Here is a 15,900-nt window from a genome sequence, read left to right on the forward strand (position 1 = left end):
CGTAGACTTCGGTCACCCAGCGCGACCGCCCGGATACGGACCAATGTCGGCCGGAGTTCCCGCCACGCGCAGCAGCGGAGCCCTCTCCACCACGGATCGGCTCCCCCACGCATAGGAGTTCCCGCTGTCGAACACCGCGGCTCTCGACACGTACCCGGCGGCGGTCACGCCCCCGACGACGACACCCCCGTTCCGCAGTGACATCCAGGGGCTCCGGGCCGTCGCGGTGGGCCTGGTGGTCATCTACCACCTCTACCCGGACGCGCTCACCGGTGGCTTCGTCGGCGTGGACGTCTTCTTCGTCATCTCCGGCTTCCTGATCACCAGCCACCTGGTCCGCGAGCTGCAGCAGCACGGCCGGGTCGACGTCCTCGGGTTCTGGGCCCGCCGCGCCCGCCGGCTGATGCCGGCCGCGGTCCTGGTCCTGCTGGTCACCTGGGTCGCCTCGGTGTTCCTGCTGCCCGCCTCCCGGCTCGACGCGGCCGCGCGGCAGGTGGCCGCCAGCGCCGTCTACGTGCAGAACTGGCTGCTCGCCGGCGACTCGGTCGACTACCTGACCGCCGAGGACGCGCCCTCCCCCGTGCAGCACTACTGGTCGCTGTCGGTCGAGGAGCAGTTCTACGTCGGCTGGCCGCTGCTGTTCGTGCTCGCCGCCTGGCTGTGCCGCGGGAGGGTGCGCAGCTGGCGCACCGCTGTCCTGGTGCTGGGGGGCGGCGTCGCCCTGGCCAGCCTCGCGTTCTCGGTGGTGCTCACCGCCGGCGGCAGCGGAGCCGCCTACTTCGTCACCCACACCCGGGTGTGGGAACTGGCCGCCGGCGGGCTCCTCGCCGTCGTCCTCGCCACCCGGCGGTCCTCGCTGGGCCTGGCCGGCCGGTCCGTGCAGTGGTCCGGGCTGGTCCTCATCGCCGGGTCCGCGTTCTGGTACGACAGCGGCACCGCCTTCCCCGGAGCGGCCGCGCTGGTGCCCGTCGGGGGCGCCCTGCTGGTGCTCGCCGGCGGCGGCGGCGAGCAGCACGTGGGGTTGCTCGCCTCCCGCCCGGCCACCTGGGTCGGCGACCACTCCTACGCCCTGTACCTCTGGCACTGGCCGCTGATCGTCCTGTGGGAGAGCCACTCCGGCGGGGACATCGGCGTCCTGGACGGACCGGCCCTGCTGGTGGTCGGCCTGGCGCTGTCCTGGCTGACCAAGCGACTGGTGGAGGACCCGGTCCGACGCAGCCGCTCGCTCGCCCCGCGCGGGCGCGGACTGGCGCTGACGCTGGCCGCCGTGATCCCGGTGGCCGTCGTCGCCCCGCAGGTGCTGGCGTCGGACGGGCCGCCGCCGGTCGTCGTCCTGGACGCGGCGCACCCGGGGGCCGCCGCACCGGGCGGCGACGCCGAGCCCGTGGCCGACTCGGTCGCGACGATGCTGCCCGCGGCCGACGACGCCGTCGCCGACCGTCCGGGCTACTACTCCCAGGGCTGCGAGGTGGGCATCGGCACTCCTGGCACGACCCGCTGCGAGTTCGGCGTGCCCGACGGCGCCGTCACCGTCGCCCTGGTCGGTGACTCCAAGACCGGCCAGTGGCTGCCGGCCTTCGAGGCGCTGGCGGAGGAGCGCGGCTGGCGGATCGTCACCTACCTGCGCAGCCGTTGCGCGTGGACCGCCACCGCGACGACGGTCGGTGTCGACGACGAGAGCGCGTACACGGACTGCGCCGTCTGGGGCCGGGACGTGCTCGACCGGCTGCTGCAGGACCCGCCGGACCTGCTCGTCACCACCGACCGTGCCGTGGTGGGCACCGTCGACCACCCCGAGGTCGACGAGGTCAGCCACCGCCAGATCGGGCTCGGGATGACCACCTACTGGGAGGAGGTCATGGCCGAGGGCACCCGGGTCGTGGCCATCCGCGAGACGCCCGAGATGGGCGTCAACGTGCCCGACTGCCTCAGCACCCGCGGGGCCGCCCTCGCCGACTGCACCGCCGACCGGGACGAGGCACTGCCGGAGCAGACCCCGACCGTGGTGGCGACCGAGGCGATGGACGGCCAGGTGCCGCTGGTGGACCTCACCGGGCTGCTGTGCCCCGGCGACGGCAGCTGCCCGCCGGTGCTCGGCAACGTCCTGGTGTACCGGGACGCCCACCACCTGACCCGTACCTACACCGTCTCGCTCGCCCCCTACCTGGAGCGGCAGCTCGTGGCGGCCGGGGTGGTCGAGCAGACGCGCTGATCCCGGGCGGGATCCGCAGCACGAACGACGGCGCCCGGCGTCCGGACCGAGGTCCGGGCGCCGGGCGCCGTCGTCCGTGCGGTCAGGACCGGCGGAGCCTGCGCGCCAGGCGGGCGGCCGTGGAGGGCACGACCGTGGCCTTCTTCTCCGCGGTCCGCAGCTCCTCGCGCAGCTGGGCCACCTCGCGGCTCTGCGCGTCGATCAGGGCCCGCTGCTCCTCGATGACCGTGGTCGCCTGCTCGAGCCGGGCCGCCTGCGAGCGGACGTCCTTGGCCAGGGCCGCCAGGGTGACCTTGGGGGCCGGGGTGAGTCCGAACGGCGGGCGGTACCCGCCCACGGCCCGGCTCTTGTCGGCGGTCGCACCCTGGCGCAGCCAGCGCAGGCGGGGCACCAGCGTCGCCGCGGACACGTCGTCGGCGACGACGCTGGTCACGGCCGGCGGGTAGTCGGTCGCGGCGACCTGCGACTCGAACTCGGGGTTGGCCCGTCCCTCGTTCCAGATGTGGTCGATGCGGTTGCGGTCGAGGAACGCGGTGTACCGGGCGAAGCGCTCGGCCTGGCCGGCGTTGTACCGGGAGAAGTCCTCCGCCGCGTACAGCTCGGCGGCGTCGAAGCCCTCGGGCAGCTCGTCGAGGAGCCGGTAGGGGATCTCGTGGTACTGCGCGAGCTCCAGCGTCCGGGAGTCGTGGGTCAGCACGACGGCCGGCGTCCCGGCGAGCAGCGCGGCGATGTTGCCGTGGATGCGGGTGCCGAAGGAGAAGTGCCGGTCCGCCAGGTGCGAGATCCACGGCACCGGGTCCAGGAAGAACCGCACGCGGTCCTGCCGGTACAGCGGGTGCCCGCTGTGCACCGGCATGTCCGGATCGGCCACCTTCGCCGGGTTCTCACCCCACAGCAGCAGGGCCAGCCGGACGTGCTCCTGGGCGATGAAGTCCAGGTGCGGGTACCGCTCCATGTGCTGGCGGGTGATCTCCGCCATCCGCTGCGCCGACGGCGTGACGTTCAGCGAGACCAGGCTGTCCGCGTCCAGCGCGTCCAGCTTCTTGGTCACGGGGACACCGTCGGGCCCGACCATCAGCGAGGGGCAGCCGATGACGTCGACGGCGTCGTCGGGGAAGCCCAGGTTGCGCAGGTAGGCCTGGGTGATCTCGCCGCGGACACCGATGGAGGCCGAGCGCTCCAGCACCGCCTTGACGAACGCGGTCGCGACGGCGTCGACCTCGGTGTCACCGGTGTCGCCGGTGCCGGTCACGGGCAGCTGCGTCCCGATCCCGACCACCGTGACGGGGATGGTCAGCTTGTCGATGAAGGCGGTCAGCCGCCGCAGGTTCTTGAGGAACTGCGGGCGGAACGCGTTGGCCAGCGGGAGCACGAAGTGCGAGAACTCCTCGTTCACCCGCGCCGCGTACGCGTCGTCGACGTCGTTGATCTCCGACAGCAGGGAGTTGGACACGACCTCGGTCCCGGGCGTGCTGACGGCACGGTGGACCGAGTCGGTGAACAACCGGTTGCCCACGTTGGCACCGAAGACCCCCCACCCGTTGCGGGCCAGCGAGGCCTCGGCCGGAACAGGAAGCAGCGGCCCCTTGCCGGATCGGATCAGTACTCGGGTCATCTCTTCCTTCTCTCACTCGATCACGTCCGGACGTCGCCGGACATGGGAGGGCGTCGGTGGCTCACCAGGAGCACCAGGTCAGGTGGGTTCGCCCACGGTCGCCCGCGGCTCCGGCTGCCGCCGGTGCGCGCGGAGGGCCAGGGCCTCGACGGCGGCCGCGAAGCGGTCGGTGGCAGGCACGTCGTCGCGGCCGAGCAGGTGGGCGCGCACGGCTGCCCGGCGCTGCGCGGCGGGGTCCGGCCCACCGGTGAGGACGTCGAGCAGCGGGCGGGCCGCGTCGGCCCCGGGCGGGAGGACGACGGCCGCACCGGCGGCGGGGAAGCGGGCCACGAACTCCTCCGGGTCCCCGCCCCGGGGATCGCACACCGCCGCCGGCTTGCCGCTGGCCAGGAAGTCGGTCAGCACGCTGGACACGTCGGTGACGAGGGCGTCGGCGGCGTTGAGGCAGCTGATCAGCGGGAGCCGGCCGGGTGGGACCACGACGTGCGCCCCCGCCGGGACGGCGGCCAGCAACTGCTCCCCCCGGGCGACCTCGGCCCGCTCCGCTGCTGCGGCCGACGGCTGCGCGGCACGCTCCGGGTCGACGGACTCCGGGAGGAGGGCAGGGCCCAGACCGGCCCGCTCGTTCGCCTCGTCCAGCAGGGCCACGACCTGCCGGTGCGCGGCGTGGACCGCGCCGGAACGACGTCCCGCGTAGGGATGCGGTCGGTAGACCAGGCGTACCGGCACGGGGCCGCCGAGCAGCGCCCGGACCAGGGCCGGGCCGTGGGTCGCCACGGACGAGTAGTCCTGCTCGGCGTTCCACCCCTCCCACGTGGGGGCGTAGAGCACCGTGACCGGCTGCCCGGGTGACCGGTCGTCCGCCGGCCGCACGAGGGCCACCTGGGGACGGCCGACCTCGACGAAGGCGTCGGGCCGGACGCCGACGTCGGCGCGCAGGTAGCGGTCGCGGCCGGCGGGCCCGGCCACCCACACCTCGTCGTAGGCCTTCGCGAAGGGATTGGCGGAGGCGTTCTTGTCGCTGTCGCCGTGGCCGATGAACGCCGATCGCACGCCGGGCACCCGCAGCATGTGGATGTTGTTGCCGACGTTGGCCACGAACAGGGCCACCTGCGCCCGCTCCATGGGCAGCGACAGCAGGTCGGTGGCGCCGGGCACGCAGAGCGCGGGCACGGTCGTCGGCGGCAGCTTGTCGAGGAGCGCACGGTTGCGCAGCACCAGCATGGCCGGCTGCGGCAGCTGCTCCAAGGTGGGCAGCCAGGTGACGACCTCGTGCACCGACTCCGAGCCGGCCCCCGCGTACAGGAGCACGGTCGGCGGCTCCTGCACGAGGTGGCGTCGAGCGGCGGCCAGCACCTGGCGGCTGCGGCCGCGTTCCCGTCGCAGGGTCAGGCCCCACCGGAGCACCGCGAGGAGCCCCACCGCCGATCCCAGCGCCATGACCAGCACGGCGGGCCCGAGGTGGTCGGCCAGCAGCAGCCCCGACACGTAGAGGGCCAGCTCGGGCACCAGCGGCAACCACACCCTCGCGGGACGGGGCACGGTGGCGACGCCGCCGACGCCGGGCAGGCCGCGCGACGTCGGATGCCTCTCCAGACCCTCGGCCCGGCCGTCGACCAGGTCGACGGCCATGGAGGCGAGCAGCAGCACCGCGGCGGTGACGGCGACCCACGCCGTCCCGGCGTGGCCCCAGGAGGCCGCGCCCCCGGCCACGAACACCAGCAGGCGCAGGGAGAGCCACCCCGGCCCGGCCGGCTCCGGCCGGCGGAGCGCGTCCAGCGCGGCAGCGCCCGCCAGGGCCGCGCTGCCCAGCTCCGGCGTCCCGAGCAGCCCCGCGACGACGGCGACGCCGACGAGCAGCAGCTGACCGGCCACCGCTCCGGCGGGGCCGGCGCCGAGACGGCGGATGGACGCGGCGGGCGCGGTCACCGGGAGAGCCCGACGTCCGCCCGGTAGCGCTCGATGACCTCGTCGATCGGGCCGTCGAAGAGCAGCTCGCCCTTGCTGAGGTACAGGCCCCGGGTGCAGAAGCGGCGCAGCTCACCGAGGTGGTGGGAGACCACGAACATGGTCGTGCCGCTGGTGCGCAGGTTCTTGATCCGGCGGTAGCACTTCTTCTTGAACGCCGCGTCGCCGACCGCGAGCACCTCGTCGATGAGCATGATCGGCTCGTCCAGCCGGGAGACCACGGAGAAAGCGACGCGCACCTTCATCCCGCTGGACAGGTGCTTGTAGGGCGTGTCCAGGAAGTCGCCGATGTCGGCGAACTGGACGATCTCCGGGAACTTCTCGTCGATCGTCGACTTGCGCATGCCGTGCAGGCCGGCGATGAGCCGGATGTTCTCCCGGACCGTCAGGTCGGGCACGAAACCGCCCGTGATCTCGATCAGGGGCGCCACACCGCCGCGGACGTCGAGCGTGCCCTCGTCGGGCAGCATCACGCCGGCGATGAGCTTGAGCAGGGTCGACTTGCCCTGCCCGTTGGCCCCCACCAGACCGACCGACTCCCCCGGCATGACGTCGAAGGAGACGTCGCGGACCGCCCAGAAGGAGCGGTCCTCGCGGGTGCCACGATCGTTGCGGAACAGGAAGTCGCGGGCGCTGCGGTGCCGTCGCCCGGTGGAGAAGCGGATCCCCACGCCGTCGACGGAGACTATCGGCGTCTGCATGAGCTCAGATCTCCTTGAGCACCGTGCGTTCCAGCCGCGCGAAGACCATCCACCCGACGACCAGGACCAGCACGGAGACGACCGCTGCCGTGGCGACGTGGGACCACACGACCTGGTCCGGGAAGAACGCCGCCCGGTACAGGGAGAACACTCCCGTCAGCGGGTTGAGCGCGAACACGGCGCGGTACTCCTCGGGAATGTCGACCGCCCCGTAGATCACCGGGGTCACGTAGAACCACAAGCGCAGGACGATGCGGACCACCCGCTCCAGGTCCCGCACCAGCACGATCAGCGGGGACAGCAGCAGGCCGAGCCCCGCCAGCAGCACGGTCTGCAGCACCAGCGCCAGCGGCGCGTACACCACCTGCCAGTGCAGATCCGCGCCGAAGGCGACGGCGAAGATGGCCAGCACCGGCAGGCTGAGCAGGAACTCCAGGCCCTTGCTGGCCACCAGCCGGAGCACCCACACCTCCCGTTGGACGCTGGTCGAGCGGACCAGCTTCTCGTCCACGCGCAGGGCGCGGGCGGTGTCGGTGACCGCGCCGTTGAACCAGGTCCACGGCAACAGCCCCGCCAGCAGGAAGACGATGTAGGGCTCCTCCCCCACCGTACGCTCGAAGATGGTGGTGAAGACGAACCAGTAGACGACCGCCATCAGCAGCGGGTCGAGCACCGACCACAGCCAGCCGAGCGCGGATCCGGCGTAACGCACCTTCAGGTCGCGGACGACCAGCAGGGCGAAGATGCGGCGGGACCGCCACAGGGCGGAGGCACGCGAGGTCGCCGGCCTCAGCACGGCCGCGCTCATGCATCCCCTCGCGGGCCCATGACGGCGTCCACCAGGCGAGCCGCCGCGTGGCCGTCCTCGAGCTCCATGTACTCCAGCCGGAACCGCTCCCGGGCCAGCTCGTACCGCGCCGTCGCCTTCGGCAACCGGGCGAGGACGGAGAGGACCTCGGCGGTGGTGGAGACCAGCGGCCCCGGCGCGGTCGGCTCGTAGTCGAAGAGCCAGCCACGCGCCTTGTCCTTGTAGACGTCGAGGTCCGGCACCAGGAAGATCATCGGCTTGCCCGTGACCGCGTAGTCGAACCGCAGCGAGGAGTAGTCCAGGATCGCCGCGTCCGACGCCAGCACCAGGTCGGAGATCTCGGGGTGGTCGGTGACGTCGATGACGTTGCCCCGCCGCTTCGTCCGGGTGTTCATCCGGGCGTTCATCGCGTGACCGCGCACCAGGAGCACCGTCTCGGGCCCGACCGCCGTCGAGAACTGCTCCACGTCGAGGAAGTCGACCATGCGGGACCTGAACTCCGAGGTGGAGAGGTTGTCCCGGTAGGTCGGGGCGTAGAGCACCACGCGCTGGGAGTCGCGCAGCCCCAGGGCCTCGCGGGTCCGGCGGCGGGTCGCGGCGGCGTGCTCGTCGACGAGCACGTCGTTGCGCGGGTAGCCGATCTCGAGCATCTCGCCCTCGATCCGGAAGGCGTCCCGGAGCAGCGGCGTGGCGTAGCGGGCCGGGGACACCACGTAGTCCCAGTCGCGCATCCGGCGGTCGAAGGACTCGATGCGGTGCCGGGCGTACCCCGACTTCTCCCAGTACGGGTGCCCCATCAACTTGAAGGGGTAGCCGTGGAAGGTCTGCACGTAGACCTGTCCCGGACGCTTGTGGGCCCAGTCGGGCTGGTGCACGTTGTCGAACACGTAGCGGGCCGACGCCATCAGCTCGTAGTGCTCGCGGCTGTTCGCGACCACGGGGATCCCACCGGAGGGCACTCGCACCGAGTGGTCCCGGACGACCCAGTAGAGGCTCAGGTCGCTGCCCCGTCGCTGCAGCTCGCGGTGCACGGCCAGCCCGTCGGAGGTGTTCTCGCCGTAGAAGGAGCGGAAGAGCACGGCGTCGGGACGCGGCGTGAGCTCGTCGTCCAGGTGCAGGGCGCGCAGCCGCCGCTGGTTGCGGGCGCCGACCTCGTCGGCGGCCAGCGGAGGCTCCACGATGAGCGTGACGACGCCCTGCGGCGAGCGCTCCAGCCGGCCGTGGAGGCCCGGCGTGACCACCTGGAGCGGGAAGCGGGCGATCGCGGTGTCGGCCGGTTCCAGCGCCACCGGCCAGGTCTTCCCGTCCGCGTCCACGGTGCGGGTCACGAGGGCGTAGCGGCCCACGGGCAGGGCTGCCGGGCCCCGGCCCCAGGGGTCCTCGGTGAGCGGCAGCCTGGCGGTGAAGGAGCGGCCGTCGCGCTGCACTGTGCCCAGGACCTCCCGGCCGGTGGCGCGCCAGCACAGCTCGAGCTGGTCGTCGGTGGTCGTCGAACCGGCGACCACCAGCTGCTCGTCCTCCACCCGCCAGTCGGTCACGTCGACGACCGTGCCGTTCTGCACGGCGGTGACGTTCCCGGCCGCGGTCCTCCGCAGCTGGACGCCGCCACCGGCGGCCACCGTGGGGACGACGCCGCCGAAGCCGACCGGGCGGTCCCGCCCGTCCGCCCCGGAGGCCCGGACGGTCCAGTAGCGCGGACGGCGGGTGCCGCGCGGGAGGTGGAGGGTGGCCGACACCAGGCCGTCGTCCCCGGCGGGGACGGTGCGGGCGTGCACCACCTGGTGGGCACGCCGGAGCGACACTTGTTCCACCGGCGCACCGGCGGTCACCCGGAGCTGCACCGACAGCTCCGGACCGGCGGAACGGGCGGAGGCCAGCACGACCTGCGGCCGGTGCGTGTGGAGGACGAAGTGCTCGGAGCCGTCGATCCGCTGGCTGACGCGGGTGCCGTCCGGGAGGTCCTGCGCAGGCAGCTGACCCGCCGAGCCCCAGCGGTTGACGCCGACGACCGGCGCCTCGCGCACGACGCCGGCGGTCTCCACGCGGGCGTGCAGCTGCCACGTCGCGGGCTCGCCGTCGGTCAGCACGGTCAGCGCGGCGACGTCCACGGAGGCCGACCAGCCGCCGCGCGAGTAGTCGCACCAGTGCTGCTTGGGCACACGGGCCAGGTCGGGGTGCGTCCAGGGCCCCACCGACAGGGCCACCTCGTCGTCGCCGCCCTGCCGCCTCAGGACCAGCGTGACGGCGGTGTCGTTCTCGGCGAGGTCGACGTTGGCGATGTAGGCCCAGCCCTGCAGCTCCAGCACGCCCGCGGCGGACCAGCGCCCCGCGCGCACCGCGGTCTTCAGCAGCGTCTGGGACTCGCCCAGCTCGTTCCAGCCGGAGGGCCACTCGATGTCCGGGTCGTCGTGCAGGGGCAGCAGCGAGTACACGCGTCCGTCGCGGACCTCGGTCGGGAAGCTGTCGATGGCCAGGCCGTCCTGCGCGAGGAAGGCCTCGGCGTGCGCCCGGTCGTCGACCAGGACCAGGTGGTACAGGGCACGGGCCTGCGCGAAGATGTCCGGCCACACGTCCTCGGGGGCCAGCTCGAACAGCTGGCGCACCCCCTCGACCAGGATCTTCCAGTACTCGTCGCCGGCCACGGAGATCTGCGCCAGGGACAGCCGGAAGTCGTTGACCAGGAGCTGCCGCGAGCGGGCGCGCAGCACGTCCTCGGTGCTGAACTCCCGCAGTGCCTGCAGGCTCGCCGTGGCGGCGCCGAGCCGCTCGCGCAGGTCGTTCTCGGTGGCCACCTGCTGGGAGATGGAGGACTTGTCCTCGCGCACCCGCCAGTCGTAGAGGACGTCGGGGAGGACGTCGAACGACGACGCCTTGGCGTAGGCCTCGGCCGACACGGCCTGGTCCTCGTAGAGCACGCCCACCTGGAACCGCAGGCCTGCGGCGTCCCAGAACGCCCGCCGGTAGACCTTGCTCCAGGCGACGGCGTTCACCAGTACCTCGGGGTACTCGCTCAGCGTCACCCCGAGGCGCGGCTCCGCGTGCACCTGCCGGATCCACTCCCCGGCGGGCCAGGTCCGCTCGCTGTTCATGCGCCGGTAGCTCATCACGGCGAAGTCGGAGCCGGTGGTGCGCAGCGTCCGCATGACGGTGGCCAGCGTCCGCCGGGCGATGCGGTCGTCGGAGTCGACGAAGGCCAGGTACTCACCCGTGGCCGCCGCGATGCCCGTGTTCCGGGCCGCGCTCAGCCCACCGTTGGCCTGGCGGACGATCCGGATGCGTCGGTCACGCCGCCGGGCGCGCTCCGCGACGGCCAGGCTGCCGTCCGTCGAGCCGTCGTCCACCACGACGATCTCGATGTTCAGGTACGTCTGGTGCGAGATGCTGTGCAGGCACGACGCCAGGTAGGGCTCGACGTTGTAGACCGGCACGACGACGCTGACCTTCGGGGACCGGGCGAGCGGAACCGCGCCGAGTCCCCGGACGCCGATCTCCACCGCACGCCGAGCGGACCGCTTCGCCCTCGGCGCGAGCGCGCGGACGGCATGGCGGATCTTGCTCATGGTCGAACTCCCCGTTCACCTGCTGGTCGTCGGCCGGCGTCGGATGCGCGCAGGGCCATCAACGCGAGACGTCACCGTTCGGCCGACGTCCGAAGAGAAATCCGGCGCCCCAGCTGAGGTGCATGCTGGCCAGGACTGCGGGCAGGACTGCCTGAGCTCGCCAGGGCAGGCCGCGACCCTCGCGGAAGGACGCGAGGAGGACACCGAGCACGTACATCACCGGAGCCAGCCATCCGTGGCGGAGCAGGGGCACTCCGGCGACGGTACCTGCGGCACCGGCCACCGCGCCCGCCAGGATGGCGCCGGTGACGACCGGCGGGGCCAGGTACCGCGCCGACACCGTGTCGGGGTACTGGCGGATCACCTCGCGCCGCCACCGGCCCGTGTGGAAGAACTGGCGGACCAGCTCCGGCCACGACGAGCGCGGCCGGTAGGTCACCGCGAGGTCCGGCGAGAACCAGACCAGCTCACCGGCCTGGCGGATGCGGAAGTTCAGCTCCCAGTCCTGGGCGCGGTGGTAGTGGTCGTTGAAGCCGCCGAGGCGCTCGAGCACCTCCCGGCGGAAGACGCCGAGGTACACCGACTCCGCCGGCCCCTCGATGCCGCCGACGTGGAAGCTGCCGCCGCCCAGCCCGACCTTGGAGCCGTACGCCCGCGCCACGGCCTGCTCGAAGGGGGTCTCCCCCACCGCCAGCATCAGGCCGCCGACGTTCGCGGCGCCGGTCTCCTCCAGCAGCCGGACGGCCTTCTCCATGTACCCGGGCAGCAGGACGCCGTGTCCGTCGACCCGGGCGATGATGTCGTGGCTCGCGGCCAGGACCGCGGCGTTCAGACCCGCGGGCGTGCGGCCGCTCGGGTTGCTGACGAGCTTGATGCGGGCGTCGCTGAAGGCGAGCTTGCGGGCGATGCGGTCGGTGGCGTCCTTGGACGGGCCCAGGGCGATCACCAGCTCCAGCTCGCCGCCGTACTCCTGCCCGAGGATCTGCCCCACGCTGGCGGCCAGGTGCTTCTGCTCGTTCAGCACCGGCATGACGACCGACACGGCCGGCCACTCGCGACGCGCGGGTGGCGGGACGTCGTCCGGGACCGGCCGCGGCACCGGCAGGCGCAGGGCCGTGCCGTCCAGGCGCGAGTCGGCATTCCCGGGGAGAGGCAGTGCCTGGGCTTCTGTCATGGCTTCGTCACTGTACGTTCGCCGACCCTCGCAGCCCGCGACGCGCGAAACCGTTTCGTCTCGCAGCTGAACCACCAGTCACAGCCGCCACCACCAGCCACGGACGTCGCACGCGGAGCGCGACGGACCGGTCCGCTCCCCCGGGTGGGATGGCGCAGCTCGTCCTACGCCCAGGGGTCACGGGGACGAACACTAGGGCCTGTCCGGATGAAGGTGCAGCGACGTCCGGTCGACGCCGGCGTGAACGCGTCGCGCCTCCGGTGGCCGCGGCCTCGGAGGGGCGGTCAGCCCTCGCCGTCGAGGAGCGCGAGGTCGTGCCGCACCATCCGGGCCACGACCTCCTCGAACCCCACCTCCGGCTGCCAGCCGAGCAGCTCCCGGGCGCGGGTGGCGTCCCCCACGAGCTCCGGAGCGTCGTTGGGACGGACGAAGCGCGCATCGAGGGTGACGTGGCGCTCCCAGTCGTCGATCCCGGCGGCGCGGAACGCCGCCTCGACGAAGTCCCGCACGCTGTGCGAGACGCCCGTGGCGACGACGTAGTCGCGGCCCCGGTCGGCGCGGGCGGCCAGGACCATCGCCCGCACGTAGTCCGGTGCCCAGCCCCAGTCCCGCCGGGCGTCGAGGTTGCCCATGGCCAACCCGTCCTGGAGTCCGCGGGCGATGCGCGCGACGCCCGCGGTGATCTTGCGCGTCACGAACGTCTCGGGACGGCGCGGCGACTCGTGGTTGTAGAGCACGCAGCTGGACGCCCGCAGGCCCTGCGCGCGGTAGACACCCACGAGGTGGTGCGCGTAGGCCTTGGCCGCGCCGTACGGGGACAGCGGGCGCAGCGGCGTCGTCTCGTCCTGCGGGATGCGGGAGGTGCGGGCGAAGATCTCGGCGCTGGATGCCTGCACGAAGCTCACCGGCCGCCCGCTGCGCTCCTGCAGGTCGTGAGCGGCCTGGAGCAGGTGCCCGACGGCCAGCCCGCTGATCTGGGCGGTCAGCGCAGGTTCCTGCCACGACAGCGCGACCGAGCTCAGCCCACCGAGGTTGTAGAGCTCGGTCGGGGCGACCTCGGCCACCAGCGCCTCGAGGGCCGCACCGTCGCGCAGGTCGCCCTCGTGCTGGTGCACCTCGACCGGCAGCGGGTGGACGCCGGCGCCCGGCTCCTCACCCTGACGCACGAGGGCGTGGATCTCGGCCCCCTCGGCCAGCAACCGCTCCACCAGGTAGCTGCCGTCCTGGCCGCTGGCGCCGGTCACGAGGACGCGCACGGTGCTCACCGGGCGCTGGTCTTCCTCTGCTCCGCGAGGTCGGAGTCGACCATCATGCGGACGAGGTCCTCGAAGCCGACCTTGGGCTGCCACCCCAGCTGCTCGCGCGCCTTGGTGGGATCGCCGATCAGCAGGTCGACCTCCGCCGGACGGAGGAAGCGCGGGTCCTGGGTGACGAGGCGCTGCCAGTCGTCGATGCCCACGTGGGCGAAGGCGATCTCGAGGAACTCGCGGATGGAGTGGGTCTCCCCCGTGGCCACGACGTAGTCGTCGGCCTGCTCCTGCTGGAGCATCAGCCACATCGCCTCGACGTAGTCGCCGGCGAAGCCCCAGTCGCGCTTGGCGTCGAGGTTCCCGAGCGAGATGCTCTCCTGCAGACCGAGGCTGATGCGGGCCACCGCCTGGGTGATCTTCCGGGTCACGAACTCGGGCCCGCGGCGCGGGGACTCGTGGTTGAAGAGGATCCCCGACGAGGCGTGCATCCCGTAGGACTCGCGGTAGTTGATGGTCATGTAGTGCCCGTAGACCTTGGCGACGCCGTAGGGCGAGCGCGGCCACAGCAGCGTGCTCTCCCGCTGGGGCACGTCCTGGACCTTGCCGAACATCTCCGAGCTCGACGCCTGGTAGAAGCGGATCTTCGACAGGTCCGGGCCCGCGTGGAGCCGCGTGGCCTCCAGGACGTTGAGCACGCCGAGGCCGGTGACGTCGGAGGTCAGCCGCGCGTTCTCCCAGGAGTACGCCACGAAGCTGACGGCACCGAGGTTGTAGACCTCGTCGGGCTGGGAGGTCGACAGCGCACGGATCAGGCTGGACAGGTCGGTGATGTCGCCGTTGAGCAGGCGGACGTCGGGGACCACGCTGCGCACCAGGTCGGCCTTCGGGTTGTTCTGGCCGCGGATGAGGCCGTAGACCTCGTAGCCCTTGGACAACAGCAACTCGGACAGGTAGAGCCCGTCCTGGCCGGTGATCCCGGTGACGAGTGCGCGCTTCATGTGTCCTTCAATCGCCGAGGCGGAACTCCGGTCACCCTAATCAGACGCCCGCCTGTCAGCGTGGCGGCGGCAAGGCGGTCCTGCCTACGCTACCGACCGTGTCCGTCACGTCGGTTCGATCGCAGATCGAGGAGAGGCCGGGGAACAACCGGATCGTCGGCCAGTCCGACCTGTCCGCCCGGCTGACCGTCACGTTCGAGAAGCGTGCGGAGAACTGCGTCCTGGAGCTCGCCGAGGGCGTGGCCTACACCGGGACCGTCCGCTTCCGCGCGCCGAACTCGACGATCCGGATCGGCGCGCGGACCGCCGTCACCGGACACATCGGGCTCGGCCGGGACTGCACGGTCACGATCGGCGAGGGCGGCTGGATCGGCCGCGGGTTCGAGATCACCGCCGCCGAGGGGCAGCAGGTGGTCATCGGCGACGACTGCCTGATCGCCCCGCTGACGAACATCCGCGCCGACGACTCCCACCCGCTCTACGACGGGCTGACCGGTCGACGGATCAACCCCTCGCGCTCGGTGCACATCGGTGACCACGTGTGGATCGGGCGCGACAGCGTCGTCCTGCCCGGCAGCCGGATCGGCAACGGTGCGGTCATCGGGTTCCGCGGCATGGTCACCAGCTCCCGTCCGGTGCCCGACCGCGCCCTGGCGGTGGGCTCGCCGGTGCAGGTGGTGCGCCGCAACATCCTGTGGTCGCGCAAGCACCTCCAGCGGAGCGAGATCCCGGAGTCGATGGATCCGGACCCGGCTGCCCTCGCCGAGGCCGAAGCCGAAGCCGTGGTCGTCGAGGCTCCGCCCGGGCTGCTGCGCCGGTTCCTGCGCCGCTGACCCGACGGGCTGCTCCGTAGGCTCCCGCAGGTGACCGCTCCGCTGCCCCCGGGCCCCGCCGACCACGTCGAGCGCGTCCTCTGCGTCCTGGCCCACCCCGACGACGTCGACTTCGGCTCCGCGGGGACGGTCGCGACGTGGACCGCCGCCGGCACGGAGGTCACCTACTGCATCGTGACCGACGGCGACGCCGGCGGCTTCGACGAGACCCCGCGCGACCGCATGGGCCCGCTCCGCCGGGAGGAGCAGCGCGCCGCCGCCGCGGAGGTCGGCGTCAGCGACGTCCACTTCCTCGGCCATCCCGACGGCCGGCTGGAGCCCACCCTCGACCTGCGCCGTGACATCAGCCGGGTCATCCGCCAGGTGCGGCCGCAGCGGGTGCTCACCAGCTCGCCGGAGCGCTTCTGGGAGCGCATCGGGGCCAGCCACCCCGATCACATGACCGTCGGCGAGTCGACGCTGCGGGCGGTCTACCCAGACGCCCGCAACCCGTTCGCCTTCCCCGAGCTGCTCGCCGACGAGGGCCTGGAGGCGTGGACCGTGCCGGAGGTGTGGCTGGGCGCCAGCCCCCGCCCCGACCACGCCGTCGACGTCACCGACGTCGTCGACCGGAAGTTCGCCGCGCTGCACCGCCACGTGACGCAGGTGGGCCACCAGCCCGAGGGACAGCTCGAGCAGTTCGTCACCGCCTGGATGCGGGAGACGGCCCAGCGTTTCGGACTGGGCGAGGGACGGCTCGCGGAGGCCTTCCACGTCGTGCACACCGCGTGATCCCCTGGGT

The 15,900-nt window shown here is 72.7% G+C and carries 11 protein-coding genes; 3 read left to right on the top strand and 8 right to left on the bottom strand.

Annotated elements, in window-relative coordinates:
* The first annotated feature begins 202 nt into the window (after window positions 1–202).
* On the top strand, window positions 203–2,212 hold the full coding sequence (locus BLS70_RS15930) for an acyltransferase family protein (RefSeq protein ID WP_091770019.1): 2,010 nt from the start codon (window positions 203–205) through the stop codon (window positions 2,210–2,212).
* Window positions 2,213–2,294: 82 nt separating this feature from the next.
* On the opposite strand, the gene BLS70_RS15935 is transcribed toward BLS70_RS15930, so the two are convergent.
* The 8 genes from BLS70_RS15935 to gmd all read right to left on the bottom strand — a co-directional run bounded on the left by BLS70_RS15935 (window position 2,295) and on the right by gmd (window position 14,286).
* A complete protein-coding gene (locus tag BLS70_RS15935) occupies window positions 2,295–3,827 on the bottom strand; it encodes a polysaccharide pyruvyl transferase family protein (RefSeq protein ID WP_091770021.1) in 1,533 nt (510 codons plus the stop codon).
* A 78-nt stretch (window positions 3,828–3,905) separates the two neighbouring features.
* A complete protein-coding gene (locus BLS70_RS15940; protein WP_091770023.1) occupies window positions 3,906–5,756 on the bottom strand; it encodes a hypothetical protein in 1,851 nt (616 codons plus the stop codon).
* A complete protein-coding gene (locus tag BLS70_RS15945) occupies window positions 5,753–6,496 on the bottom strand; it encodes an ABC transporter ATP-binding protein (protein ID WP_091770025.1) in 744 nt (247 codons plus the stop codon). The genes BLS70_RS15940 and BLS70_RS15945 overlap by 4 nt, the downstream gene beginning before the upstream one ends.
* Before the next feature lie 4 nt (window positions 6,497–6,500).
* Window positions 6,501–7,304: an ABC transporter permease gene (locus tag BLS70_RS15950; protein WP_091770027.1), complete on the bottom strand. Its 804-nt coding sequence runs from the start codon at window positions 7,302–7,304 to the stop codon at window positions 6,501–6,503.
* Complete coding sequence (locus BLS70_RS15955) at window positions 7,301–10,864, bottom strand: bifunctional glycosyltransferase/CDP-glycerol:glycerophosphate glycerophosphotransferase (protein WP_091770029.1); 3,564 nt, start codon at window positions 10,862–10,864, stop codon at window positions 7,301–7,303. The genes BLS70_RS15950 and BLS70_RS15955 overlap by 4 nt, the downstream gene beginning before the upstream one ends.
* 58 nt (window positions 10,865–10,922) lie before the next feature.
* On the bottom strand, window positions 10,923–12,038 hold the full coding sequence (locus tag BLS70_RS15960) for a glycosyltransferase family 2 protein (protein WP_091770031.1): 1,116 nt from the start codon (window positions 12,036–12,038) through the stop codon (window positions 10,923–10,925).
* Between the two features lie 284 nt (window positions 12,039–12,322).
* Window positions 12,323–13,303, bottom strand: coding sequence for a GDP-mannose 4,6-dehydratase (locus tag BLS70_RS15965; RefSeq protein WP_091770033.1), 981 nt, complete (start codon window positions 13,301–13,303; stop codon window positions 12,323–12,325).
* Window positions 13,300–14,286: a GDP-mannose 4,6-dehydratase gene (gmd, locus tag BLS70_RS15970; protein WP_091770036.1), complete on the bottom strand. Its 987-nt coding sequence runs from the start codon at window positions 14,284–14,286 to the stop codon at window positions 13,300–13,302. Before gmd ends, BLS70_RS15965 begins: the two co-directional genes overlap by 4 nt.
* 98 nt (window positions 14,287–14,384) lie before the next feature.
* Here gmd and BLS70_RS15975 point away from each other — a divergent pair, with 98 nt between their 5' ends.
* Window positions 14,385–15,119: an acyltransferase gene (locus BLS70_RS15975; protein ID WP_176946448.1), complete on the top strand. Its 735-nt coding sequence runs from the start codon at window positions 14,385–14,387 to the stop codon at window positions 15,117–15,119.
* Between the two features lie 30 nt (window positions 15,120–15,149).
* Complete coding sequence (locus BLS70_RS15980) at window positions 15,150–15,890, top strand: PIG-L deacetylase family protein (RefSeq protein ID WP_091770040.1); 741 nt, start codon at window positions 15,150–15,152, stop codon at window positions 15,888–15,890.
* Window positions 15,891–15,900 lie beyond the last annotated feature (10 nt).

The organism is Blastococcus aurantiacus (genome assembly GCF_900102425.1).
In the GTDB taxonomy this organism is placed as follows: domain Bacteria; phylum Actinomycetota; class Actinomycetes; order Mycobacteriales; family Geodermatophilaceae; genus Blastococcus; species Blastococcus aurantiacus.